The organism is Actinopolyspora sabaoui, from assembly GCF_051225635.1.
Taxonomy (GTDB): domain Bacteria; phylum Actinomycetota; class Actinomycetes; order Mycobacteriales; family Pseudonocardiaceae; genus Actinopolyspora.
This window is the reverse complement of the sequence record NZ_JBMIHH010000006.1, coordinates 214,795-237,714: the sequence shown is the minus strand read 5'-3', so window position 1 is coordinate 237,714 and position 22,920 is coordinate 214,795. Positions and strand designations below refer to the sequence as shown.

General features: G+C 68.8%; 20 protein-coding genes. 13 read left to right on the top strand and 7 right to left on the bottom strand.

Annotated elements, in window-relative coordinates; genetic code table 11:
* Positions 1 to 143 precede the first annotated feature (143 nt).
* The 4 genes from ACOQFL_RS13490 to ACOQFL_RS13475 form a co-directional block, all read right to left on the bottom strand.
* Positions 144 to 2,366 (bottom strand): terpene synthase family protein, encoded by a 2,223-nt coding sequence (locus ACOQFL_RS13490; RefSeq protein WP_435544485.1) that lies wholly within the window; start codon positions 2,364 to 2,366, stop codon positions 144 to 146.
* Positions 2,367 to 2,696: 330 nt separating this feature from the next.
* Positions 2,697 to 3,557 (bottom strand): ABC transporter permease subunit, encoded by an 861-nt coding sequence (locus ACOQFL_RS13485; RefSeq protein WP_435544484.1) that lies wholly within the window; start codon positions 3,555 to 3,557, stop codon positions 2,697 to 2,699.
* The gene (locus ACOQFL_RS13480; protein ID WP_435544483.1) at positions 3,554 to 4,537 is read right to left on the bottom strand and encodes an ABC transporter ATP-binding protein; all 984 of its coding nucleotides are present in this window, start codon (positions 4,535 to 4,537) and stop codon (positions 3,554 to 3,556) included. The genes ACOQFL_RS13485 and ACOQFL_RS13480 overlap by 4 nt, the downstream gene beginning before the upstream one ends.
* Complete coding sequence (locus ACOQFL_RS13475; RefSeq protein ID WP_435544482.1) at positions 4,537 to 5,667, bottom strand: LolA family protein; 1,131 nt, start codon at positions 5,665 to 5,667, stop codon at positions 4,537 to 4,539. Before ACOQFL_RS13475 ends, ACOQFL_RS13480 begins: the two co-directional genes overlap by 1 nt.
* Before the next feature lie 267 nt (positions 5,668 to 5,934).
* Between ACOQFL_RS13475 and ACOQFL_RS13470 the strand changes: the two genes are divergently transcribed.
* From ACOQFL_RS13470 to ACOQFL_RS13455, 4 genes are all read left to right on the top strand, one after another.
* Positions 5,935 to 6,642: a response regulator transcription factor gene (locus ACOQFL_RS13470; RefSeq protein WP_435544481.1), complete on the top strand. Its 708-nt coding sequence runs from the start codon at positions 5,935 to 5,937 to the stop codon at positions 6,640 to 6,642.
* A 162-nt stretch (positions 6,643 to 6,804) separates the two neighbouring features.
* Positions 6,805 to 8,118, top strand: a complete 1,314-nt coding sequence (locus ACOQFL_RS13465) for a sensor histidine kinase (RefSeq protein WP_435544480.1) — start codon at positions 6,805 to 6,807, stop codon at positions 8,116 to 8,118.
* Positions 8,119 to 8,225: 107 nt separating this feature from the next.
* Positions 8,226 to 9,074: a (deoxy)nucleoside triphosphate pyrophosphohydrolase gene (locus ACOQFL_RS13460; protein ID WP_435544479.1), complete on the top strand. Its 849-nt coding sequence runs from the start codon at positions 8,226 to 8,228 to the stop codon at positions 9,072 to 9,074.
* Positions 9,075 to 9,194: 120 nt separating this feature from the next.
* Complete coding sequence (locus ACOQFL_RS13455) at positions 9,195 to 9,500, top strand: YciI family protein (RefSeq protein WP_435544478.1); 306 nt, start codon at positions 9,195 to 9,197, stop codon at positions 9,498 to 9,500.
* A 197-nt stretch (positions 9,501 to 9,697) separates the two neighbouring features.
* Here the strand turns inward: ACOQFL_RS13455 and ACOQFL_RS13450 are convergent, their stop codons facing one another.
* Positions 9,698 to 9,886, bottom strand: a complete 189-nt coding sequence (locus ACOQFL_RS13450; RefSeq protein WP_435544477.1) for a hypothetical protein — start codon at positions 9,884 to 9,886, stop codon at positions 9,698 to 9,700.
* A gap of 286 nt (positions 9,887 to 10,172) precedes the next feature.
* On the opposite strand from ACOQFL_RS13450, the gene typA reads away from it, so the two are divergent.
* The 8 genes from typA (at position 10,173) to dapC (ending at position 19,345) form a co-directional block, all read left to right on the top strand.
* Positions 10,173 to 12,080, top strand: a complete 1,908-nt coding sequence (gene typA, locus ACOQFL_RS13445; protein ID WP_435544476.1) for a translational GTPase TypA — start codon at positions 10,173 to 10,175, stop codon at positions 12,078 to 12,080.
* A 237-nt stretch (positions 12,081 to 12,317) separates the two neighbouring features.
* On the top strand, positions 12,318 to 14,066 hold the full coding sequence (locus ACOQFL_RS13440; protein ID WP_435544475.1) for an ABC transporter family substrate-binding protein: 1,749 nt from the start codon (positions 12,318 to 12,320) through the stop codon (positions 14,064 to 14,066).
* Positions 14,067 to 14,219: 153 nt separating this feature from the next.
* A complete protein-coding gene (locus ACOQFL_RS13435; RefSeq protein ID WP_435544689.1) occupies positions 14,220 to 15,440 on the top strand; it encodes a threonine synthase in 1,221 nt (406 codons plus the stop codon).
* Between the two features lie 71 nt (positions 15,441 to 15,511).
* Positions 15,512 to 16,444 carry an N-acetyl-1-D-myo-inositol-2-amino-2-deoxy-alpha-D-glucopyranoside deacetylase gene (mshB, locus tag ACOQFL_RS13430; protein WP_435544474.1) on the top strand — a complete coding sequence of 311 codons (933 nt, stop codon included), beginning with the start codon at positions 15,512 to 15,514 and terminating at the stop codon, positions 16,442 to 16,444.
* Entirely contained in the window at positions 16,434 to 16,820 is a 387-nt protein-coding gene (locus tag ACOQFL_RS13425) for a hypothetical protein (RefSeq protein ID WP_435544473.1), read from the top strand. The genes mshB and ACOQFL_RS13425 overlap by 11 nt, the downstream gene beginning before the upstream one ends.
* A gap of 6 nt (positions 16,821 to 16,826) precedes the next feature.
* Positions 16,827 to 17,702 (top strand): hypothetical protein, encoded by an 876-nt coding sequence (locus ACOQFL_RS13420; protein WP_435544472.1) that lies wholly within the window; start codon positions 16,827 to 16,829, stop codon positions 17,700 to 17,702.
* 180 nt (positions 17,703 to 17,882) lie between these two features.
* On the top strand, positions 17,883 to 18,203 hold the full coding sequence (gene fdxA, locus ACOQFL_RS13415) for a ferredoxin (RefSeq protein WP_092625686.1): 321 nt from the start codon (positions 17,883 to 17,885) through the stop codon (positions 18,201 to 18,203).
* Positions 18,200 to 19,345, top strand: coding sequence for a succinyldiaminopimelate transaminase (dapC, locus tag ACOQFL_RS13410; RefSeq protein ID WP_435544471.1), 1,146 nt, complete (start codon positions 18,200 to 18,202; stop codon positions 19,343 to 19,345). The genes fdxA and dapC overlap by 4 nt, the downstream gene beginning before the upstream one ends.
* A gap of 201 nt (positions 19,346 to 19,546) precedes the next feature.
* On the opposite strand, the gene ACOQFL_RS13405 is transcribed toward dapC, so the two are convergent.
* The gene (locus tag ACOQFL_RS13405) at positions 19,547 to 20,533 is read right to left on the bottom strand and encodes a CHAD domain-containing protein (RefSeq protein WP_435544470.1); all 987 of its coding nucleotides are present in this window, start codon (positions 20,531 to 20,533) and stop codon (positions 19,547 to 19,549) included.
* A gap of 114 nt (positions 20,534 to 20,647) precedes the next feature.
* Entirely contained in the window at positions 20,648 to 21,637 is a 990-nt protein-coding gene (gene dapD, locus ACOQFL_RS13400; RefSeq protein ID WP_435544469.1) for a 2,3,4,5-tetrahydropyridine-2,6-dicarboxylate N-succinyltransferase, read from the bottom strand.
* Between the two features lie 138 nt (positions 21,638 to 21,775).
* Between dapD and dapE the strand changes: the two genes are divergently transcribed.
* Positions 21,776 to 22,867: a succinyl-diaminopimelate desuccinylase gene (gene dapE / locus ACOQFL_RS13395; RefSeq protein WP_435544468.1), complete on the top strand. Its 1,092-nt coding sequence runs from the start codon at positions 21,776 to 21,778 to the stop codon at positions 22,865 to 22,867.
* Positions 22,868 to 22,920: the final 53 nt, after the last annotated feature.

The window sequence follows — 22,920 nt, the reverse complement described above, 5'->3', positions numbered from 1 at the left end:
GGCCCGGTGACTCGGGTCGCTCGGGCTGGAGCGAGTTCACACCGGCGCGATTGGTTTCCGGGGTGTGCCCGGCCCAGCCTTCTGTCGCCAGCGCATCACGGCAGTTCCGACATCGAGTGGGTACAACCGTTGGAAATTCCCGGTCAGGCGATCCGGGCTGCGGCGGTTCCCAGACCGGTGGGTCCGAAGCCGAAACCGAAGGGGTTGGCGATACGCCGCAGTTCGGCCTCGGTGTAGCGCACACAGCGGCGATGCCATTCCAGAATGCCCGACATCCAGTCCCGCAGCTCCGCCACGTGACGCTCCAGCTGGCGGCGCACGTCCTCAGCCAGCTCGAACTGTTCGTACAGGCCGGGCAGCTCGTTGGCGATGATGTGCTGGAACTGGGCCATTCGGGAATTGGCCAGTTCACCCACGACATCCCGTGCACGTCGCTGGTCCACTCCCAGGAAGTTGCGCACCACCAGCACCATGTTGTGCAGTTCGCCCTCGAACTCGATCTCCTTCTGGTAGGAGAACAGATCGTTGACGAAGCAGGCGTAGTCCTGCGCGGCGGTGTCCAGCTCCCGCAGCGTGCGGGTGCGGTAGATCTCCGGCGGGATCGAGTTCTCCGCCGAGAGCCGGGACAAACTCATGGTCATGTCCGAACCGAACGTCCTACGACGCATCTCGATGTAGTCCACCGGGTCCGGTATCCGGTTGGCCGTCTGGTTGTCCAGTTCCCAGACCCAACTGGACGTCATGTCCAGCACGGCCTCGCGGAACTCGCCACGGGCCGCCGGGGACATCGGTGTGGCGGTGCGTTGCCACAGGTCGGCCAGGCCGCGTTCGACAGGGTTGTTCGGCTCCGGTGTGCCGCTCATGTCCAACGGCATGAAGGCCGGGAGCCGTGCGTCCTGGTGCTTGGCAGCCGTCACGTTGCGGGTGGCCCCGAACACCAGCGGGAAGTAGTCGTCGCCGTAGGTCCCCCAGGCCAGCCAGTCCGAGGACAGCTTGAGCTGGTCCAGCTCCGCGTCCGCGTGGATCATCGAGGCGCAGTGCGGCAGATCCAGATTCACGAAACGCTCTTCGTCCCAGACACCACCGAGCTCCACCCCGGGCACCGAGTCGAACATTCCCACACCGCGCGCCCAGTCGACCGCGTAGGCACGCGCCGTGTCGATGTGTCGACTGGTGCGGAAGGCGTAGGGCATGTCCAGTTCGGGGAGGGGGAGCGGTCCCACCCGCTCGAACGGTTGGTGGGAGTGCTGCCGTGAGCGGTGCGCCAATCCGATCACCGCGGTGGAGGTGTGGAGCCCGCTCGCCGAGGTTCCCAGTCCGTTCGGACCTCCCAGCACCCCCAACACCGGGCTGTCCCGGGATTCGAGCTGTTCGTTGGTGTAGCGGCTGGACTTGGCGTGCCATTCGTGGCCACCGGCCTGCCAGTCCTGCAGCCCTTTGACGTAGGCCGCCACTCGGGCCTGCTCGTCGACGGGAAGACCGTGGTCGGCGAACAGCGCGGGCACGTCGTGCAGCGCCGCGTTCTCGAACTGTTGCAGTCGTGAGGTCAGCAGGTCGTTGACCAGCTCGGCCGCCTGTTGGGTGGCGCAGTCCAGGAATCGTTCGAACACCAGCACCGCGTTGGAGTTCTCGCCTTCCTCGGCGACCTCCCGCTGATAGGAGAACAGGTCGTTGCGTAGGTGCACCGCGTCCGAGAAGCTGTCGGACAGCACCTCGATCGGACGAAGAGCGGTGATGTGGTCAGGTAGCTCCGCCTTGACGGCGCACTCCACGAGGTTGGCCGACCACGGTGCACCCCCCACCCTGCGCCGCATCTGCATGTACTCGATCGGATTCGCGATCCTGCCCCTGGTTATGTTGTCCAGCTCCCACATCGACTCGACCATCAGATTGTGGGTGCTGCGGATGAATCGCCTGCGCCAACCGCTAGACATCGACGGTGCGGTGCGTTGCCAGAGATCGTGCAGGCCGGCCTCAGCGGCGTTGGCCGGTTCCGGGGCCTGCTGGTCCTCCTCGGGCATGAACAGGTCCAGCCGGTCCAGGTACCGTTGTGCGCCGCGCGGATCCCGGGAGTACTTGAACTGCTCGAGGAAGTCGTCGTCGAAGAAGAACACCCACACGTACCAGTCGGTGATCAGGTCCAGCATCGGCCCGTCACAGTCGGGATGGGTGTAGGCGCACATCAGCGCGTAGTCCATCTTCTCCAGCGCCTGCCGGTCCCAGATCACACCACCTCCCGGTTTGGGAGCTTCCAACATGCCCATCCGCTCCGCCCACTCGGTGCTGTGCCTGCGGGAACGTTCCAGGTGCGGATTCAGCCGGGCGGGGTGGGGCAGGTAGAACTCCGGGTAGGTGAAAGCGACCATCGGTCCGCCTACTCTGTCGACTGCGGGACGCCGAGGAGCAGGTTGGCAATTCGGAGTAGCGCGTTGCTACGGCCATCCGAGCGATGCTCGTGTTCTATCGGGTGACAACCGGCCGCTGATCGAACCAACTGTCCGCTGATCGAACCAACCGGCTGTTCGTCGGCGACCGTTCCGCCACGGCCGCCGACTCACGACGTCGCTGAGCCTGTTGGGACGGCGTCGATTTTCCGCTCGGGAAATCTTGGGGGATGTGGGACGGTACGGCCCGGTCGTTGTCAATTTCCCGCGAAATCGCCGCCCCACTACGGACAAACCTTCGTCGCGCTCGGGTCAGGTGTCCTTGGTGGCCATCCGTGCAACCGCCGCCGAAAAGCCCACCAGCGTGTAGCAACCCGCGCGCCACAGCCCGTCCACCAGATTGTTCCAGCGGATCGGATCGCTCAGTACATCGCTGATGGAGTACCAGTCGGCGGTTATGAAGATCGGTTTGAGCCACTCCAGAGCCGGGATGGCCTCCAGCACCCCGAACACGATCAACCCCCCCACCGTGGCGATGAGTACCAGCAGCGAGTGCTCGGTGGTCGCGGATATCGCCAGCGCGATGGCGCCGACCGCGGCCATTTGCACCGCGCACCAGGCCGTGGCCAGTGCGACCCTGCCAAGTGCCTCCCCCAGCGGGAGAGTGGTGCCGGACAGGGTCACCAGACCGTCGCTTCCGACGATCAGCAGTCCGGTCAGCACTCCGCTCAACGCGACGACACCGACGGCGAGTACCACCATCAGCAGCACGCCCAGCGCCTTGACCACCACCAGCCGCACCCTGCCGATCGGTGCCAGCAGCAGCCCGCGCAACGTACCGTTGGCCGCCTCGCCCGCCAGTCCGTCGGCGGCCACCATCGCGGTGATCAACGGCAACAGCAGGTTCTGCGTCAGCATCAGAGCCAGTACCGGAAGGACCAGTCCGTTGCCCGCGACCGCCGAGAACAGTCCCGTGCCGCCGGAAGGCCCTCCGGTGATCGCGAGGACTGTTCCGATCAGGACGGGGATCACCGCCAGCCCGAGCAGCGCGAGCAGATTGCGCGGCCGGTGCAGTATCCAACTCAGTTCGGAACCCACCACTCGTCCGAACGGTGCCGAAGCGCGTTGCCGGATGCCGGACGGCAGCTCGACTCGTGCGGCCGTTCCCGTCATGAGTGCTCCCCCTCGGTGAGTCGAGCGAAGATCTCCTCCAGACCCGCACGGTCCCGGCGGGCCTCATGTACCCCGATCCCGGCGTGTACCAGTGCCGCGACCACTTCGGGTGCGTCCGTTTCGGACAGTTCCACTCGTAGCTCCCCCTGCTCCACGCGAGCCGGTATGCCGCTCTGCCGTAGTGCTTCCAGCCCCGAATCGTTGTCGGAAACCCTGAGCAGCAGATTGGGCCCGCCGGACTCCAGCAGGGTCGCCAACTCGCCCTGGGCGATCAGCGAGCCGGCCTGTAGTACGGCCGCGTGGGTGCAGGTCGCCTCCACCTCGGACAGCAGGTGTGAGGAGACCACCACCGTCGTCCCGCTCGCGTGCAACTCCGCGATGATTCGGCGTACTTCCCTGGTACCCGCCGGATCCAGGCCGTTGGTCGGTTCGTCGAGCACCACGAGCTCGCGCGGCACGAGCAGCGCCGCGGCCAGCCCGAGCCGCTGCTTCATGCCCAGCGAGTAGGAGCGGTACTTGCGTCCGGCGGCCTCGACGAGCCCCACCCGTTCCAGTGCCTGCCGCACCGCCGTGGTTACGTCCGCACCGTACAGCGCGGGCTCCATGGCGGCGCAGCGGAGCAGGTTTCGCCTGCCGGACATGAAGGGGTGAAATCCCGGTCCTTCCACCAGGGCTCCCACCGACGGCAGCGCACCACCGCTCTGGTCCGGCATGCGGTGTCCGAGCAGTTCTACCGAGCCGGAGGAGGGTTCGGTCAGCCCCAACAGCATCCGGATCGTGGTGGTCTTGCCCGAGCCGTTCGGACCGAGCATGCCGACCACAGCACCGCGCGGTACCCACAGGTCCACATCGGCGACCGCCACGGTCCCGCCGTAGGTTTTGCGTAGCGAGTTGGTGCGCAGTGCGAGCTCCGAGTCGTCCCGCCCGGAGGCGGGGGCGCTCGTAACCCCCGCCTCGGCGGTGTCAGCGGGTCCGGTCATCAGGAGTCCCGCAATGCCTCGATCAGTACCTGCTGCGGAACCGCACCGGCGGCCACCCGGCCGTCGGACGTCAGCACCGCCGAGCCGACCGAAGTGTTGATCACCCAGCCGTTGCCCCACGATCCGCTGACCGGCGATCCCATGCGTTCGGCCATGGCGCGAACACCGGTTCCGCCTGCTTCGTCCGCACCGGATCCGGACCGTTCACCATCGCCGGCGGACGAACGCATCGCGTTCTCCGGCAGCCGGCTCAGCACCACCGTGTCCCAGCCGGTTCCCTCGATCCGTGGGCGGTTCCCGTCGCCGGATTCGGAGCCCCACTCCCCGGAGGGGGCGGAACCCCGCTCCTCGGATTCTTCGGGCGTACGTACCTCCGCGTTCTCCGGCGGGGTGAACTGGAACAGCTCCGCCTTCTGCTCGCCCGTGCTCAGTTCGGAGAACCCGGCCCGCAGTGCGGGGTCGCTCGAACCGTTGGTGTTGACCTCCACCCGAAGCGGAATCCGATGCTCGGCTCCCACGGCGATCCGGACCTCACGCAGCTTGGTGCGCTCGTTCGGTTTCGGCGTCAGCACCAACTCGTAGGCGTCCCGCCCGGCGACGCTCGCGGTGCCGTCCACCTGCACGGTGCTGGTCTCCCGCAGTTTGCCGACGAGCCGCTGGGCGATTTCCGAGGGGTCCGCCGGGGTGTCCGCGTCCGGACGTTTCGTCCCGGTTTCCTCGCGAGGAGAGTCCGCGTGGGAGTACTTGACCACGGTGCGCTCGGCGGAGTCCCACTTCCAGATCGTGTTGCCGTCGTTGACCACGGTGGTCTCACCGCTGTCGTCGGACATCGAGATCCGTTGCCGCTGCTGGCCGTCGTACCAGACCCGCATCGACTTCTCGCCGCCCGAGAGCAGTTCACCGGCCTCACCCGCTCCGGGGAGTGCGGGTAACCCGAGCTCGTTGTGCACGGTGATCCTGCCCGAGAGTGCCGGTGGATCCGACTCCATCACCGAAGCGAGCAGCTCGTCGGCGGACACCTGGGGAAGCTGGGGGCTCTGCGCGCCCGCGGGAAGCGTCATGGAGGTGAGTCCGAGCGCTCCGGCGGCGATTCCGGCCGACGCGGTAAGCGCGATGTTTTTGCGTCTCATCCGATTCCCTTCGAATTCCTTGCGGTCGATACCCACCTTGCACCTCTCCCGCTGAGATGATCCTGAGAATACGGTTCCGCTGCTCCCGTCGGGAGCGTGTGCCGGGGCCCCGCACGCGGTGGGGCCCGAACGCGGTGGGGCCCCGCACGCGGTGGGTCGGGGCACCCGGTGGGTCGGGCCCGCCATCCGGATCCGGTTCCCCGCGGATCGTGCCGACTTCCGCGATGGAAACCGGGAGTGCGATGCGTTGCCGATGGTGTCGCGGGCATGCTGAGAGTCGTGAACCATGAGAGCACTCCCGTCCGAGTACTGGTGGTCGACGACGAAGCGGGTGTCCGGACCGCGTTGCGTCGCGGCTTGTCCGCCGAAGGTATGGAGGTCACCGTCTGCGCCGAGGGCCACGAAGCGCTCCGGCTGGGCGCGACGGGATCGTTCGACGTCATTCTGCTGGACGTGTTGCTTCCCGGCCTGTCCGGCTACCGGGTGCTGGAGCGGTTACGGCATCGCGGGGTGCACACCCCGGTGCTGCTGGTCTCGGCCAAGGACGGTGAGTTCGACCAGGCCGACGGGCTGGATCTGGGAGCCGACGGGTACGTGGTCAAACCGTTCTCGTTCGTGGTGCTGACCGCACAGGTGCGCGCGCTCGTCCGCAGAGGGGACACCCCCGCCAGGCAGGACAGCCTCCGGGTCGGTGAACTGGAGATCGACCGCTCCGGACGCAAGGTCAGTTGGGCCGGTGATCCGATCGCGTTGTCCCCCAGGGAGTACAAACTGCTGGTGGCGTTGGCGAGCCGCCCGGGCACGGTGCTGACCAAGGAGGACCTGCTGCAGGTGGTGTGGGGCAACGACCAGCAGGTCACCCGCAACGTGGTGGAGGTTTACGTGGGTTATCTGCGGCGCAAGCTCGACGCCGTCGGCGCGGGGGAGTTGGTGGAGACCGTGCGCGGCCACGGGTACCGGATGAACGATGCGTGAGGCACGACGCCGGGCCGGCCCCGGCACCGCTGTTCCCGCCCGCCCTGAAGGTCCCGCCCGTAACGAAGGTCCCGCCCGCCACGAGGGGCGCGTCACCTCATGAGACGCCGATTCCGGTTCGGGGCCGGTCGTGGTCCCGGTGCCTGGTGGAGGCGGCGAACCGTGCAGTTCCGCACCAGCGTCGCCGCCGTGTTCGCCTCGTTGCTCGGGCTGGCCGTGATCGTGTCCATCAGTGGTGCGTTCATCGGGCTGCTCTCGTTGGAGTCGGTGGACACGAGGCTTCGCACCGAGTCACGCACCGCGGCGGAGAGCCTGACCGAGGGCACCGCTCCCGGCCGTGTCGCCGGGGACGGCATCCGGGTGCTGGACACGGCGGGCAGCCCGGTGGACGGCGGGGGAGCCACCGCGCTGCGACCGTGGGAGATCAACAGCCTGAAAGCGGGCAGGGGTGTCACCAGATCCGGCGGAACCGGTGATTCCGGTGCGGGAGTGCGCTGGGTGGGTCGCGTGGTGGCGGCTCCGAGCGGCAAACCCCTGCTGGTGCTGGCCCGGACGGACCTGTCCGCCTATCGAGACGTGCGCACCACCGCGAACCGGGTGCTCGGGCTCGGCTCGCTGGTGGTCGCGCTGTTGGTGGGTACGGCTACCTGGTTGGCGGTACGCGGAGCGCTTCGCCCGGTGCGTCGGATGCGGCTGGCCGCCGCGCGGCTGCCTGCGGGGGAGCGGCTACCGCTGCCCGAGGCCGACGACGAGCTGCGCTCGCTCGCGCGGGCGACCAACGACATGCTCGCCCGGCGTGACGCGGAGACCGAGCGAGTGAGCAGGTTCACCGGGGACGCGGCGCACGAACTGCGCAATCCGGTGGGCTCGATTCGGGCCCAGGCGGAGGTCGCGGTGGTTCACCCCGATCCGGAACTGGCTCAGGAGACGCTGCGGCAGATCGAGCAGGAGGCCCGGCGCCTCTCCGAACTGGTGGAGGGGCTGCTGGCGTTGGCGCGCTCGGACACCGCGACACCCCCCGAGGGGGGACCGGTCGAACTCGTGGCCGCGGCGCGCCTGGTGGTTGACCGGTCCAACACGGCGGGTACCGGGACCAGGGTGCGACTGGCCACACCGCTGTCCGCCGTGACCGTGTGGTCCACGCCCACCGAGGTCGCCACCGTGCTGGACAATCTCGTCGCGAACGCGCTGCGTTACGCGCGGGTGGTCGTGCGTGTCTCCGTACTGCCGACCTCGCGGGGCGCGCGGCTGCTCGTGGACGACGACGGGCCGGGCATAGCACCGGAGCACCGCCCTCACGTTTTCGAACGGTTCTACCGTGCCGAACCCGACCGCGCGCGCGACGGCGGTGGTTCGGGACTGGGGTTGGCGCTGGTCGCCGAAGTGGTACGACGGCGCGGCGGTTCGACACTGGTGGGAACTTCCCCGGAAGGGGGAGCGCGGTTCGAGGTTCGCCTGCCCGGGCGAAGGCGGTGACCGGAGACGGGTGCCGACCGGATTCGGATGCGGCGGATTGTCGGTGTTCCGACGGCGTTCTCGCCCCGGAGAGGCCGTCCCGCACCGGGGCGGGCAGGATTCCGGGCGTGCCGGAATCCGCTCTCACCCTCGACGCTCCCGTCCACGTGGTCGCCGCCGCGCTGCGGCACACCCGCACCGTCACCGGCTTTCTCGGCGCGACAGCGGAACGGGCGCCCGAGGCGGTGGGGGAGCTGTTGTTGGCCGGAGATCGGGTTCCCTTCGCCGTCGGCGCGGGTGACGCGGGTGACGCGGGCGGCGAAAGTGACGCGACGGGCACGGTGCTGCGTGCCGACGAGGCAGGTCTGCGGTTACGCCTCGACTCGCCCGAGGTCGGTGGTTCGGCTCTGCTGGAGTTCGCCCCGCAGGAGCGTGCGACGGGTAACCGCTCCCGTTGCGAGGTTCACCTGGCGGGGGAAAGCGTTCCGGAGTGGTTGTACGGGCGAGTGAGCGCCTATCTCGCCGCGGTGCGGGAACTCGTCGCGGAATGGGCGTCCGGACCGGTCGTGGTGGGTACCGCGCTCGTCGAGGACGGGATGCTGCTCGCGCAGCAGCGGCGTTATCCCGCTCACCACGCGGGCAGCTGGGAACTGCCCGGCGGCAGGGTCGAACCGGGTGAGGGCGAGCCGGAGGCGGTGGTGCGGGAGTGCCGCGAGGAGCTCGCCACCGAGGTGGTTCCGCTGGGGAGAGTGGGAACGGACATTCCGTTGTCGGCGGACTCCGGAATGCTGCTGCGGGTTTGGCGGGCACGGCTCGCGGTGGGGGCGCGTTCACCCGTTCCGGTGGAGCACCGGGCGCTGCGCTGGATCGAGCTCTCCCGGTTGGCGGAATTGGAGTGGCTGGAGGCCGATCGGCTACTGCTCGACTCGCTGTGGGCGATCATGGTTGCCGAAGGAGCGAAACATGATCCAAAATAACCCGAAAAGGATTTGCGATCAGAATTCGGATTTGTCTGGAATGTTCTTCCGGTTGGTCGAGAAGTGTGGCGTTTGGTGATGTTGCTCGCCTCGATCGTCGCTCGGCGTTATCGTGAAAGAATGTACGTAGTTCTGGTGCATTACACGGCCCCGTTGTCGGATGTGGACGCGCTGTTGCAGGATCATTCCGAATGGCTGTCCCATCATCAAGACTCCGGAGACTTCGTGGCTTCGGGAAGGCGGCATCCCCGAAGCGGCGGAGTGATCATCGCGCGGTCGATGTCGCGTGGGCAGCTGGACGCCATTCTGGCGACCGATCCGTTCGTCGTGCACAAGGTGGCCAGGCAGGAGGTGATCGAGTTCCAGGCGCTTCGGACCATCCCGGAGCTGGCCGATTACGCCGATCATCTGACTACGGCGGAGTAGTGGACGGGCCCCTCGGTTCGCGGCACCGTCAGCACGGTGTCGGGTTCCGGGGTGGTTACGGGGTGAGCGGCCCCGTTTCGCGTTCCGGACGTGATAAGTCCGCTCGTTGGAATACGGCTACCGGGATGCGGCTACCGGGATGCGGATGACGGAACCCGGGCGGGGTGCTCCGCGTCGGGACCGTCCCGAAGGGGAGATTATTGCTCGGTGGTTTCGATGGCAGCCGTCTTATCCTTCTTTTTCTTCTTCTTTCGGACTTTTTCGGTCTCCGCCGCCTTAGACTCCCGGAGCGCTTCGCGTAGCACCACGATCGGGCAGGTTTTGCACGCCGGTTTCGAGTGACAGCACTTTCGTTTCACCTTGACGGTGTCCTTCTTCTTCCCCACGTGGTCCTCCTGCGAAGGCGGCGGTCAAGGGTGAGGATAGGCGAACCTAACCCTGTTGGGTCAACCGTTGGCCGATGGTGTCGAGCCACACGACCGAATGACCGCTTCGGTGCACTATCCTGGGGGAGAAGAAGCAGGCCGCCGGAGGGGAGCACGCCGCTGGCGTGTGATCACGAATTCGAATCCCCGGTGGCCACACCCGCCGGTTCCGTCGCGGGCGAACCATCCGGGTGGTTTCCGAAACGAAACCGTTACCACGACCCGTACGACAGCCAGGAGTTCCTGCGTGTCCGCCACCAGTGTCGCCAGCCCGAACCAGCGCACCCGTACCGATCTGCGCAACATCGCGCTCGTCGCGCACGTCGACCACGGCAAGACCACCCTGGTGGATGCCATGCTCCGGCAGTCCGGCGCGTTCTCCGAGCGCACCGAGCCCGTTGACCGCGTGATGGACTCCAATGACCTGGAGCGCGAGAAGGGCATCACGATCCTGTCCAAGAACACCGCGATCCGGCGGGTCACCCCGGAGGGGTCGACGACCATCAACGTCATCGACACACCGGGCCACGCCGACTTCGGTGGTGAGGTGGAACGTGGCCTGTCGATGGTCGACGGCGTCATGCTGCTGGTCGACGCCAGCGAGGGGCCGCTGCCGCAGACCAGGTTCGTGCTGCGCAAAACCCTCGCGGCCGAGCTTCCGGTGATCCTGGTCGTCAACAAGGTGGACCGGCCGGACTCCAGGGTCGCCGAGGTGGTCGACGAGACCCACGAACTGCTGCTCGAACTGGCAGCCGAGGTGGGTGCCGACGAGTCGGTGCTGGACATCCCCGTTGTCTACGCCTCCGCGAAGGCGGGGCGCTCCGACATGACCGCCCCGGCGCTGGGTGAGGTCCCCGAGAACGACCTCACACCGCTGTTCAACACCCTGCTCGAGCACGTGCCCGCCCCGAAGGGGGATCCGCAGGCTCCGCTGCGCGCGTTGGTCACCAATCTCGACGCGTCCTCCTTCCTGGGCAGGATCGGCATGTGCCGGATCCACGCGGGCGAGCTGCGCAAGGGACAGACCGTCGGGCTGTGCCGCGAGGACGGCAGCGTGGAGAAGGTACGGCTGACCGAGCTGATGGTCACCGAGAACCTGGATCGGGTCAACGCCGACTACGCCTCGGCCGGAGACCTGGTCGCCATCGCGGGGATTCCCGACATCAACATCGGTGACACCCTCACGGACCCGGAGCAGCCGGATCCGCTGCCGCGCATCACGGTCGACGCCCCCGCCATCTCGTTGACCATCGGCACCAACACCTCGCCCACCGCCGGGCGCAACGGCGGTAGCAAGGTCACCGCCCGCCTGGTCAAGAACCGCCTGGACTCCGAGCTCGTCGGCAACGTCAGCCTGCGTGTCGTGGACACCGAACGCCCGGACACCTGGGAAGTGCAGGGACGTGGCGAGCTGGCCCTCGCCGTGCTGGTGGAGACCATGCGCCGGGAGGGCTTCGAACTCACCGTGGGCAAGCCCGAGGTGGTCACCAAGACCATCGACGGCAAACTGCACGAGCCCTTCGAACGCCTCTCCCTGGACATTCCGGAGGAACACCTGGGTGCGGTCACCCAGTTGCTGGCCAGCCGCAAGGGCAGGATGGAGACCATGGACGGGCACGGCACCGGCCGGATCAAGCTCGACTACGTGGTGCCCGCACGCGGACTGATCGGTTTCCGTACCGAGTTCCTCACCGAGACCAGGGGAGCGGGAATCGCCAACCACGTCTTCGAGGGCTACTACCCGTGGGCGGGTGAACTGCGCACCCGAAACAGCGGCTCGCTCGTGGCCGACCGCACCGGTCCGGTCACCAACTACGCCCTGATGCAGCTGTCGGACCGGGGGACCTTCTTCGTCGAGCCCGGTGACGAGGTCTACGAGGGAATGGTCGTCGGGGAGAACCCCAGGACCGAGGACCTGGACCTCAACGTCACCAAGGAGAAGAAGCTCACCAACATGCGCTCGGCCGGTTCCGAGGAGCTGGAACGGCTCGCCCGCCCGCGCAAGCTGGGCCTGGAGGAGGCGCTGGAGTTCTGCTCCGCCGACGAGTGCGTCGAGGTGGGCCCCAAGGCGCTGCGCATTCGCAAGGTCACCCTGGACGGCACCCAACGCGGCAGGGAACGCTCCCGGGCCAAGTCCAGGGACTCGCAGGGCTGAGACCGAACGCCGTTCCGGGCGCGAGCCCGGCGGTCCGAGGGTGGCCGGCAGGGGGCTCCGCGCCCGTGCCGGCCACGTCGCGGAGTCGCCCGGTGGAACCGGTTCGGAATGTGGCATGGTCGTGTCCGTTCGGAACCACGTGACGGCGGGGCGGCGGGCAGAGCGACGCCGTTCGACGCAGGGGGCGTCCATGAGGGTCGTGGTTCCGGCCGGATCCGCAACGGAGGTTCGTCCAGCGTGTACCGAACTCGGCGTCGTGTGCTTCCCGTCGTTTCACTGCTGTTGGTCTCGTTGACCGTGCTCGCGGGTTGCACGAATGCGCCGCCACCGCCGCTGGTCGAGTCGACCTCGCCCAGTCCCAGCTCCGAACCCCCGACCGAACCGCCCAAGCCCAAGGTCGTGGTGGCGAGCGTCGATGAACTGCGCGGCGGTTTCAACCCGCACGTGCTGGCCGACCAGTCACCGGTCACCGACGCTCTGGCCGAGCTCATGCTCCCCTCGGTTTTCGTTCCCGGCAAGAACGGCGAGCGGGTGCTCAACGAGACGTTGATGAAATCGGCCGAGGTGGTCGAGGACGCCGAGAACTTCACCGTGCGCTACCGGATTCGCACCGCGGCCGGCTGGTCGGACGGTGCGCCGATCGCGGCCGAGGACTTCGTCTACCTCTGGGAACAGCTCCGCAGTCAGCCCGGCGTGATCAACCCGGTGGGCTACCGGCTGATCTCGGACGTGGAGTCCCGCCAGGGCGGAAAAACCGTGCGCGTCACCTTCGACAAGCCTTATCCGGGCTGGAAGTCGCTGTTCGACCATCTGCTGCCCGCGCATCTGCTCAAGGACGCCCCCGGCGGATGGGCGGACACCCTGGACTACGGCTATCCCGCTTCCGGCGGACCGTTCGCCATACGCACGTTCGACCTCGACCGTGGCGAGGTCGTGCTGATGCGCAACGAGCGCTACTGGGGCGAGCCCGCCCAGTCCAACCGCATCGTGCTGCGCAAGGCGGCACGGGCCGAGAACATAACCGCATTGCGCAGTGGGAACGTGCAAGTGGGGATGTTCTCGGCCGACGCCGCCACGATGGAGGCGCTGCGCGGTCTCGGTGAGGACGTCCAGCTGACCACGATGCCCCGGCCGGTGACCAGCACGTTGTTACTGCGGCCGAACAGCCCACAGCTCGACGACGTCCGGGTGCGCCGAGCCGTGTTGGCCGCGTTGGACCGGCAGGAGCTGATCGACACCGGAACCGGCGGCGGCCCTGCCGCGAACCTTCCCGCGCATGCCCAGGTGCTGGCCCCCTCCCAACCCGGCTATGTTCCCACCGAACCCTCCGGTGAGTACACGGAAGGTCCCGCGCCGAAACGCGTCGAGCAGCTGCTCACCGAGGCGGGATACCAGCACAACGGTGGGAGCTGGGTGCGGGACGGCTCACCGCTGAACCTGGTCATCGCCGCCCAGTTCCGGGAGGACTCCCACGAGGCGATCGCCAACTCCGTCGCGGAACAGCTCAACGAGCAGGACATCCGGACCACCGTTGTCACTCCCAAAGGTGATGAGCTCTACCGCACCATGCTCACCACGGACCCCGATGTGCAGGACCCGCCGAGCTCAGCCGGTATCGACCTCTCGGTCGTCTCCCGGCCGGTGAACACCGATCCCGCCGCCACCATGGCCGCGCAATGGGGTTGTCCCGCGGTGGATCCCGACACCGGACGGACGAGCCGGTTCAACATGGTCGGTTTCTGCGACCAACTGCTGCAGCCGACGATCGAGGCGGCCACGAGCGGAGAGGTTCCCTTCCGGCGGGCCTCCGAGCGGGTCGAGCCCGCACTGTGGTCCGAGGCCGTCGCACTGCCGCTCTACCAGGAAGCGCAGGTGCTCGCCGTGCGCCGCGAGGTCAGCGGAGTGCACGACGGTCCCGGATTCGCCGGTCCGTTCAGCAGTGCGGGCGAATGGGTGGGAGCACCCGGTGAGAGCTACGACTGGTGATCCTTTGATCGAAGTTTTCCGGTCGGGTTGTCGGGTGCTCGCTCGGCGGAACCTCCCGCGGGCGTCGCCCGAAAACCCGGTGGTCCCGCACTGCCCGGCCGGATAGGTTGACCGGGAGCGTCAAGCCGAAGGGAGCGAACCGTCTTGGCCACAGTGATCGCGGATTCGGATCCGTACGAGCCCGCCGGGAATTCCTCCGGCGCTCCCGTACTTGTCGGGCTGCGCTGCGTCCGGTGCGGTGCGCGTGGCGAACCGCGCGAGGACACCGAGGGCTGTCCGGATTGCCGGAGCGAGGGCGTACCCGCCGCGATGCTGGCCGAGCACGATCTCACCGGGGTGGACGGCGTCGAACTGGCACGTCGTTGGGTGAGCAGGCGCGAAGGCATGTGGTCCTACCGCGAGTTGCTGCCGGTGGCGCGCGAACACGCGGTGAGCCTGCGGGAGGGCGGCACACCCCTCGTCCCGCTCGCGGCGGGAGCGCACGAGGGCGCCCACCGAATGCTGCTCAAGGACGAGCGCCGTAATCCCACCGGCAGTTTCAAGGACCGGTTCTACAGCGCAGCCGTTTCCCGCGCCGCACAACACGGGTACGGCACGGTGGCGTTGGCCTCCAGCGGCAACGCCGGGGTCTCGGCCGCCGCCTATGCCGCGTTGGCGGGACTGGACTGTGTCGTGGTCACCGCCCCCGGGATGCCCGACCTGTGGCGCGGTCTCATCGAGCTGCACGGCGGTCGAGTGCTCCCGGCCGCCGACGTCGACCAGCGGTGGGAGCTGCTTCGCGACAGAGCCGCGGCGGAGGGCTGGGCGGTACTCACCAACACCTCCACCGTCCCGGTCGCCAGTCACTGGGCGGGAATCGAAGGCTACAAGACGATGGCCTACGAGATCGTCGAGGAACTCGACGACTCCCCCGAGGCGGTGATCGTGCCCGTGTCCCGGGGAGACGGTTTCGCCGGACTGTGGCTGGGGTTCCGGGAGCTGCACGCACTCGGCATCGTCCGACGCGCGCCCCGCATGATCGCCGCGGAGCGCTACCCCTCGTTGTCCACCGCGTTGCGTGGGAATCTGGAACTGCCGCCCGAACAGTCGGTCGATCCCGACAGCCTCGCCTCGTCGATCGGCAACCCGCAGGGCACGGTCATGTCCCTGCGAGTGCTGCGCGAGTCCGGAGGTACGGCGGTAGCCTGTTCCGAGGCGGAGCTCCGCGCCGCCACCGATCGACTGGCGGCGGCAGGTGTCGCGGCCGAAATCAGTTCCTCGGCTCCGTTGGTGGCCGCCGACCGCCTGTGGCGCGAGGGCGAGTTCTCACCCGAGGACCGGGTGGTGAGCCTGATCACCTCGCACGCTTCGCACCAGCCCGCCACCCTGCCGTGAGCTGTCCCGCCGTGAGCGGCTCGGCGGCCGGTTGCCTCCGGTGGGGAGCAGGGGAGTCCTAACCTGGACCGGTGACATCGACGACTGAACCGAGTCTGCTGCTGGTACACGCGCACCCGGATGACGAGACCCTCTGGACCGGCGGCACCATCGCCCGTTACGCGGCCGCCGGAGTGCGGGTGACCCTGGTCACCTGCACGCTGGGTGAGGAGGGCGAGATCATTCCCGAAGAGCTGCGCGGGTTGGATTCCGACGGGGCCGATCAGCTCGGCGGTTACCGTATCGACGAACTGCGCCGGGCCTGCGCCTCGCTCGGCGTCACCGAGCAGCGTTTCCTCGGCGGGATCGGGCGCTGGCGCGATTCCGGGATGGTGTGGCAGGAACACGGCAAGACCGCCACCGCGGGGCCGCGAAGCCACCCCCGCTCACTGGTGGCGGGCGATCCCGCCGAGCAGGCCGCCCAGCTGGAAGCAGTGCTGCGCGAGGTCCGCCCCCAGGTGGTGGTCACCTACGCCTCGGACGGCGGCTACGGCCACCCGGACCACGTGCGGGCGCACGAGTTGACCGTGGCGGCCACCCGACGGGTGCCCGAGGTGCGCAGGCTGTTCTACGCCGTTCGGTCCGTGGCCGATCTCCGCGCGGGCCTGGAACGGCTCGGCGAGTCCGCCGAGGTGCCGTTCCCGTTGCCCGACGCCGCGGAACTCCCGGCCGTGGAGCCCGACGAGATCACCACCTCGCTCGATGTCGCGGAACAGCTACCCGCCAAACTCGCGGCGTTGCGGGCACACCGCACCCAGGTACGGGTCTGGACCGGTGATTCGTCCGAGAGCGGCGGCACGGCTGCCTACGCGTTGTCCAACGGGATCGGCCAGCCGGTGTCGACAACCGAGTACTACACACTGGGCAGCGGCGAGGCTGCGCCGAGCACGGATCTGTTCGCCGGGCTGGACACTCCCTCGGAGCGCCCCGCGATCTCTGAACAGGCGGGAAGCCATGACGAGTGAGCACACCACGAAACAGCCGGAGCACGGTCTGATCGCACTGCTGGCGCTGGACGCGCTGCTGCTCGCGATCATCGAACTGTTCTTCCTGCCCTCCTACCTGGGGCCCGTGCAGTTCCCGATAACCGCTGCCGTGGCGGCAGTGACCAATCCGCTGCTGGTGGCGGTGGCTGCCAAGAGCACCGCGAACGGGGCGGCCTGCTGGGCGCCGGTGCTGGTGTGGTTTCTCACCGTGTTCGTGCTGGGTGTGTTCGGGCCGGGTGGGGACGTGTTGTTGCCCGCGCAGGACTGGCGCACCTATCTGCTGATCGCGGCCGGGGTGCTGCCCGCCGCGGCCATGATCGGCATCGTGCGGAACGCTCCGCCGGGTGCGAGGTGAGTCGCCGTGACCGAGGTGATCACCGACGAACGGCTCGCCGAGGTGCTGCGGCCGTTCGTGCGTGCCTGCGGTCCGGTGCTGCGTGCGCTGCGGGAGTCCGACCCGTTCCGGCTGCGCGGCAGGTTCGCCCCGGAACCCACCGGGGAGGACCTCCGCGCCGGGGAGGAAGGAGCGGGCGGCCGGACGACCGGCGAGCTCGAACCGGTGGAGGACCACCGGACAGGTGCGGACGTGGCGGGCGGTTCCCGTCGGAAGAACACCGCGAGCCTGCTGCGCAGGCTCGACGGCATGCGGCTTCCCGGCAGCTCGGCCTGGGACGCGATGACCGTCTCGCAACGCTGCGACTGGTGGTCGCTGCGGGTGGGCAGATTCCTCGCCGCGATCGTCGGGCTGCCCCGCTTCGGCGGGGTGATCACTTCCAAACTGCCGTTGCGCAACGCGCTGGGAACGGTCGCGCAAGGACTCGTCCTCGTGGCCGTTGCCGGTGAACACGGCATGCACGACCGGACGGAGCAGGTCAGGATGATCGCGTACGTGATGCTCGGGCGTGATATATCCCGCGAAGTCGCGGCCGGCGGCGGTACCGAGCAGCAGCGGGCCGAGGAGCGGCGGGCGGCCGAGCTCACCGGTGAACTGACGAGCGGGCGGCGCTCCCGTCCCCGGGCGCTCGCACGGGCGGTGTGGCGAATGGCACGCGCGCTCTGGGAGGTGCACGCCGCGTTGGACGCACGCCCGCAGGGAAGGCTGCACCACGAGGTGCTCGGCTCGCTGCCCGTGGTCGGCGTCGTGGGCGGTTACCTGGGAGAACGAGCCGCGTTGCGTGGCATCGCGAGGAAGGCGAGCAAATGGATCAACAAGCACGGTAGGTTGTCAACCGACTGAGCACTCACGGGCTCGCTACGGCGCGTGGCCGTTTACCGGCGTATGCGAGGCCGAGTACCCTCGTCGTGGCTCCCGCGCTGTGGAACCACCTATGTGTACGGGGCGCTTCCGAGAGATACTGGCGTCAGCCGCGCGAGAACCGGCGCGGGACGAGAATACGTACCAAGCAGGAGAGCAATCGTGACCTACGTGATCGCCGAGCCCTGCGTCGACGTGCTCGACAAGGGATGCATCGAGGAATGCCCCGTCGACTGCATCTACGAGGGCGGGCGGATGCTCTACATCCATCCGGACGAGTGCGTCGACTGCGGTGCCTGTGAACCGGTCTGCCCGGTGGAGGCCATCTACTACGAGGACGACGTGCCCGACGAGTGGGCCGCCTACACGCAGGCCAACGTGGACTTCTTCGACGACCTGGGTTCACCGGGCGGCGCCGCCAAGGTGGGCAAGGTCAACAAGGACGTCGAGCCCGTTTCCAGCCTGCCCCCGCAGGGCGAATGAGTGTCGACGGTTTGTCCGGCGGTGTCGCGGTAACCGGGCAGTCATCGCCCGAGCCGCGGGGCCCCCGGCTGCCCGAGTTCCCGTGGGACTCGCTCGCCTCGGCCGGTGAGCTGGCGCGTTCGCATCCCGACGGCGTGGTCAACCTGTCGGTGGGCACCCCCGTCGACTCGGTGCCGCCCGTGCTGCGTGAAGCCCTCGCCGCCGGGGCGGACTCGCCCGGTTACCCGGCTACGCACGGCACGGCGGAGCTCCGTTCCAGCGCCGTCGAAGCCCTGCGGCGCAGGCACGGTGTGACCGGGCTCGACACGGAAGCCGTGCTGCCCACCGTCGGTTCCAAGGAGTTCGTCGCCTGGCTGCCCACCCTGCTGGGAGTCCGTCCCGGAGAAGTGGTGGCGATTCCCGAACTGGCCTATCCGACCTACGAGGTGGGAGCCCGCCTGGCAGGCGCCGAGATCGTTCGGCTGGCTCCCGGGCAGGCCCCGCCCGCCGGGACCGCCCTGGTGTGGCTGAACTCGCCGTCCAATCCCACCGGGCGGGTCGACAGTGCCGCGACGATGGCCGACTCGGTGCGCGCGGCACGCGATGTCGGTGCCGTGGTGGCCTCCGACGAGTGCTATCTGGACCTGGGGTGGCGGATCCGGCCCGTGTCCGTACTGGACCGGGCGGTTTCCGGGGAGTCCCCGGACGGGGTGCTGGCGGTGCACTCGTTGTCGAAGACCTCCAACTTCGCGGGATACCGTGCGGGCTTCGTCACCGGTGATCCGCGGCTGGTCGGCAACCTGCTGGAAGTGCGCAAGCACGCGGGCATGATCATGCCCCGACCCGTGCAGGAGGCCATGACCGCCGCGCTCGGCGAGGACGAGCACGTGCGGCAGCAGTACGAGCGCTATCGTGCGCGGCGTGAGCGGCTGTGGGCCGCGCTGGAGGGCGCCGGGTTCCGGATCGACCACTCCGAGGCCGGACTCTACCTGTGGGCGAGCGGTGGCACGGATGCCTGGAGCACTGTGGACTGGCTGGCTCGACGCGGAATCCTGGTGGCCCCGGGCACGTTCTACGGCCCCGCCGGGGAGCAGCACGTGCGGGTGGCACTGACAGCCTCCGACGAGCGGGTCGAAGCCGCGACGCGGCGTCTCGCCGACTAGCGGAGGCGACTCCGAGACCGGGTTCGACGCGGTGCCCGGTCAGCTCGATTGGCGGAAACTCTCGCGGGGCTCTCGCCGTGGGACCCCACGACATCAGCTGGGCGTCGACATCGACGGCCCGACATCGACGGGGCCCGACATCGACGGGGCGTCAATTTCGCGAGAAATTGACGCCATCCCATCGCCGTAAGTAAAGACCCGCTACAGCTCCAACCGCCGCAGAGCTCGCCAGGCGGGCCACCAGGCCTCGCGTTGCTCTACCCGCCGGGCCCGCGCTCGCTCGGCCAGTCGCCCCGCCACGAACACGGCCTCGGGATCGGTGGTCAGAGCGGTCGCCGGTTCCGTCCCCTGCCCGTCGCCGTGGGTCAACCACCACAGCCACTCCTCGGCCACCACCGCGTCCTGGTGCACACCGAGCACGTCCTGCAGTTTCTCCGCGGCGGCCAGCACTTCTCCGACCACCCCGTCGAACACCGGTACCGCCAGTTCCGCGCAGTAGCGGAGTCGTTTGGCCGCGATCCGCAGCGCGTGCAGTCGCTGGTCCGTCGGCGGATCCCCCAGTCGATCGACAGCGCGTTCGATGGTTCGTACGCCGTCACGCACCAGCTCGTAAAGCGCATCGGACTCGGCGGGCGGAGCCGAGGCGGTCGGCGGGCCGCCGTCCACCGCCTCGCCCAGTGACCGCAGCAAGCGCCGATAGCGTTCGGCACGCATCATTCTCAGCAGTTCCGTGCGGGCGGCCTCGCGCCGCGCGGCCAATTCGTCGATCAGTCGCGTCGCCGGTGCCCGCTCGGGCTCGTCCAACTCCTCGCGTTCTCCGCGAAGCCCGGCCAGCTGGACGTCCAGGTCCCGAACCGGCCCCAGGCCGCGCCCCAGCCAGCCGAGCTCGGCCCGCAGCGCTCGGCACCAGTCCCGTTCGAGCCAGCTCCGACCGGCCTTGAGCACGGCCCGCATCCGGCGAACCGACACTCGCATCCGATGCAGGTCCTCGGGGTCCGAGCCCGTACGCGTCCCCGGATCGTGTGCCAGCAGCGTCCTGGTCCTGGCGTCCAGCGCGGCGCGGATGTGCTCGACGACCGGCGCGCCGTGCGCGGCGCGCACCGGCTCGACGGGCAGACCGATATCGACCGGATCGATCTCCGTCGAGGTCCGGGCGCGCGCATCGCCCAGAGCATCGTCCGAGGCCATGCCGTCATGGTAGTGCCGACACGACCTTCCCTGCCCGGTCTTCCCCGCTCTGTCTTCCCCGCCCGGTTCGCGGGGCGTGTTGGCGGCGATTCCGAACCGGTGTCTCCCGGCGGCTCAGTCGTTGGCGTGCAGCGCGGCGTTGAGCTCCACCTTGCCGCCGGTACGCGCCATCACCTCGACGGTGCCGGTGTTCGAGTTGCGCCGGAACAGCAGCCCGTCCGCGCCGGACAGCTCCGCGGCCTTGGTCAGCTTGCCATCCTCCAGGGCGACCTTGGTGCCCGCCGTGAGGTACAGCCCCGCCTCCACGACGCAGTCGTCGCCCAGCGAGATGCCGCAGCCACCGTTCGCGCCGATCAGGCAGCGCTCGCCGACCGAGATCACCTCACGACCGCCACCGGACAGCGTGCCCATGATCGAGGCGCCGCCCCCGACGTCCGAGCCGTCGCCGACGACCACGCCCGCCGAGATACGTCCCTCCACCATGGAGGCACCCAGCGTGCCCGCGTTGAAGTTGACGAATCCCTCGTGCATCACGGTGGTGCCGCTGGCGAGATGGGCACCCAGCCGAACCCGGTCGGCATCGCCGATACGGACCCCCGACGGGATGACGTAGTCCACCATTCGGGGGAACTTGTCGACGCTGTAGACCGTCACCGGACCACGCGCGCTGAGTCGCAGCCTGGTGGCCTCGAAGCCCTCCACCGGGCAGGGGCCGTGGTTGGTCCAGACCGCGTTGGACAGCAGACCGAACATGCCCTCCAGGTTCTGCCCGTGCGGGCGCACCAACCGGTGCGAGAGCAGGTGCAGCCGCAAGTAGAGATCGTGGGTGTCGGCGGGGGCGTCGGCGAGCTTGCCGATGCCCGTGCGTACGGCCACCACCTCCACACCGCGCGCCTCGTCGCGGCCGAGCAGCTCCGCTCCGGCGTCCCCCAGCGACTCGGCCGCCTCGGCAGTGGTCAGTCGGCTGCTGCCGACCTGCTCGGGTTCACCGAGCCGGACGGTCGGGAACCAGGTATCGAGCACGGTTCCGTCGTCGGTGATCGTAGCGATTCCCACACCGTGGGCGCCGGTAACCTGCGGGTCCGGCGTGATCGGGCTGCTCATCGTTCTCCAATCGGCTTTGAACTCGGCATTCGAGCCGAGCGGAAGAGTCTTCCCGGGATTCGTGCGGCCACACCGGGGCCGTGAAAACGGTAATCGCCGCGCCGGTACCGCGTCGCAGTGGGCGGTAGGGTGCCAACCGTGACGCCGCGATTGGATCTCACCGCCGACCCGGTCGAACTCACCGCCGCGCTGGTCGACATACCGAGTGTCTCCGGTTCCGAGGAGGACCTGGCCGACGCCGTCGAGCGGGCGCTGCGTACGGACGCCCCCGGGCTGGAGGTGGTACGCAGTGGAAACGCCGTGCTGGCCCGCACGAACCTCGGTCTGGAGTCCCGCGTGGTCCTGGCCGGTCACCTGGACACCGTTCCCGTCAACGACAACCTGCCGCTGCGCCGTTCCGGCAGCGCGGACGAGGAGGTACTGCACGGCTGCGGAACGGTGGACATGAAGGGCGGCGACGCCGTGATGCTGCACCTCGCCGCGACGCTCGACCGGCCGAAGCACGACCTGACCTTCGTGTTCTACGACTGCGAGGAGGTCTCCGCCGACCGCAACGGGCTCAACCGGATCGAACGGGACCTGCCCGACTGGATGGACGGTGGGCTCGCGGTGGTGTGCGAGCCGTCCAACGCGGCCGTGGAGGCGGGCTGTCAGGGCACGCTGCGGGTCGAGGTGCGCACCCGTGGGGTCCGGGCGCACTCGGCACGCGCCTGGATGGGGGAGAACGCCATCCACGCGGCCGAACCGGTGCTGCGCAGGCTCGCCGAGTACACCCCGCGTGAGCCGGAGGTCGACGGGTTGCGCTTCCACGAGGGGCTGCAGGCGGTCGGGATCAGTGGTGGTGTAGCGGGCAACGTGGTGCCGGACGAGTGCGTGGTCACCGTGAACCACCGGTTCGCCCCGGACACCACGCTGGAAACGGCGGAACAGCGGGTCCGGGAGGTGTTCGAAGGGTTCGAGGTGACCGTGGTCGACGCCGCCAGGGCGGCGCACCCCGGACTGAGCGAGGCGGCGACCAGCGAGCTGGTAAGTGCTTCCGGATCCTCGCCGGTCGCCAAGCTCGGCTGGACCGATGTGGCACGGTTCGCCGCGCGCGGCATGCCCGCCGTGAACTTCGGCCCCGGTTCGCCGACCCTTGCCCACACGCAGCAGGAGAACGTCGCCGCGGCCGACGTCCGGCACTGTGCCGAGGTGTTGCGCCGGGCGCTGGGAGACGGCGTGCGGGACTGACTCGCGCCACGCGAGGTGCCCTTCCGTCGGAGCGAGGCGTCGAGTCACCCGAC

What these genes read in the sequence shown, in the direction of transcription:
- dapD (WP_435544469.1), bottom strand. Translation starts at nt 21,637, where the DNA reads ATGAGCAGCCCGATCACGCCGGACCCGCAGGTTACCGGCGCCCACGGT.
- ACOQFL_RS13475 (WP_435544482.1), bottom strand. Translation starts at nt 5,667, where the DNA reads ATGAGACGCAAAAACATCGCGCTTACCGCGTCGGCCGGAATCGCCGCC.
- ACOQFL_RS13480 (WP_435544483.1), bottom strand. Translation starts at nt 4,537, where the DNA reads ATGACCGGACCCGCTGACACCGCCGAGGCGGGGGTTACGAGCGCCCCC.
- ACOQFL_RS13405 (WP_435544470.1), bottom strand. Translation starts at nt 20,533, where the DNA reads ATGGCCTCGGACGATGCTCTGGGCGATGCGCGCGCCCGGACCTCGACG.
- ACOQFL_RS13425 (WP_435544473.1), top strand. Translation starts at nt 16,434, where the DNA reads ATGACGAGTGAGCACACCACGAAACAGCCGGAGCACGGTCTGATCGCA.
- dapC (WP_435544471.1), top strand. Translation starts at nt 18,200, where the DNA reads ATGAGTGTCGACGGTTTGTCCGGCGGTGTCGCGGTAACCGGGCAGTCA.
- ACOQFL_RS13490 (WP_435544485.1), bottom strand. Translation starts at nt 2,366, where the DNA reads ATGGTCGCTTTCACCTACCCGGAGTTCTACCTGCCCCACCCCGCCCGG.
- ACOQFL_RS13470 (WP_435544481.1), top strand. Translation starts at nt 5,935, where the DNA reads ATGCTGAGAGTCGTGAACCATGAGAGCACTCCCGTCCGAGTACTGGTG.
- ACOQFL_RS13485 (WP_435544484.1), bottom strand. Translation starts at nt 3,557, where the DNA reads ATGACGGGAACGGCCGCACGAGTCGAGCTGCCGTCCGGCATCCGGCAA.
- ACOQFL_RS13455 (WP_435544478.1), top strand. Translation starts at nt 9,195, where the DNA reads ATGTACGTAGTTCTGGTGCATTACACGGCCCCGTTGTCGGATGTGGAC.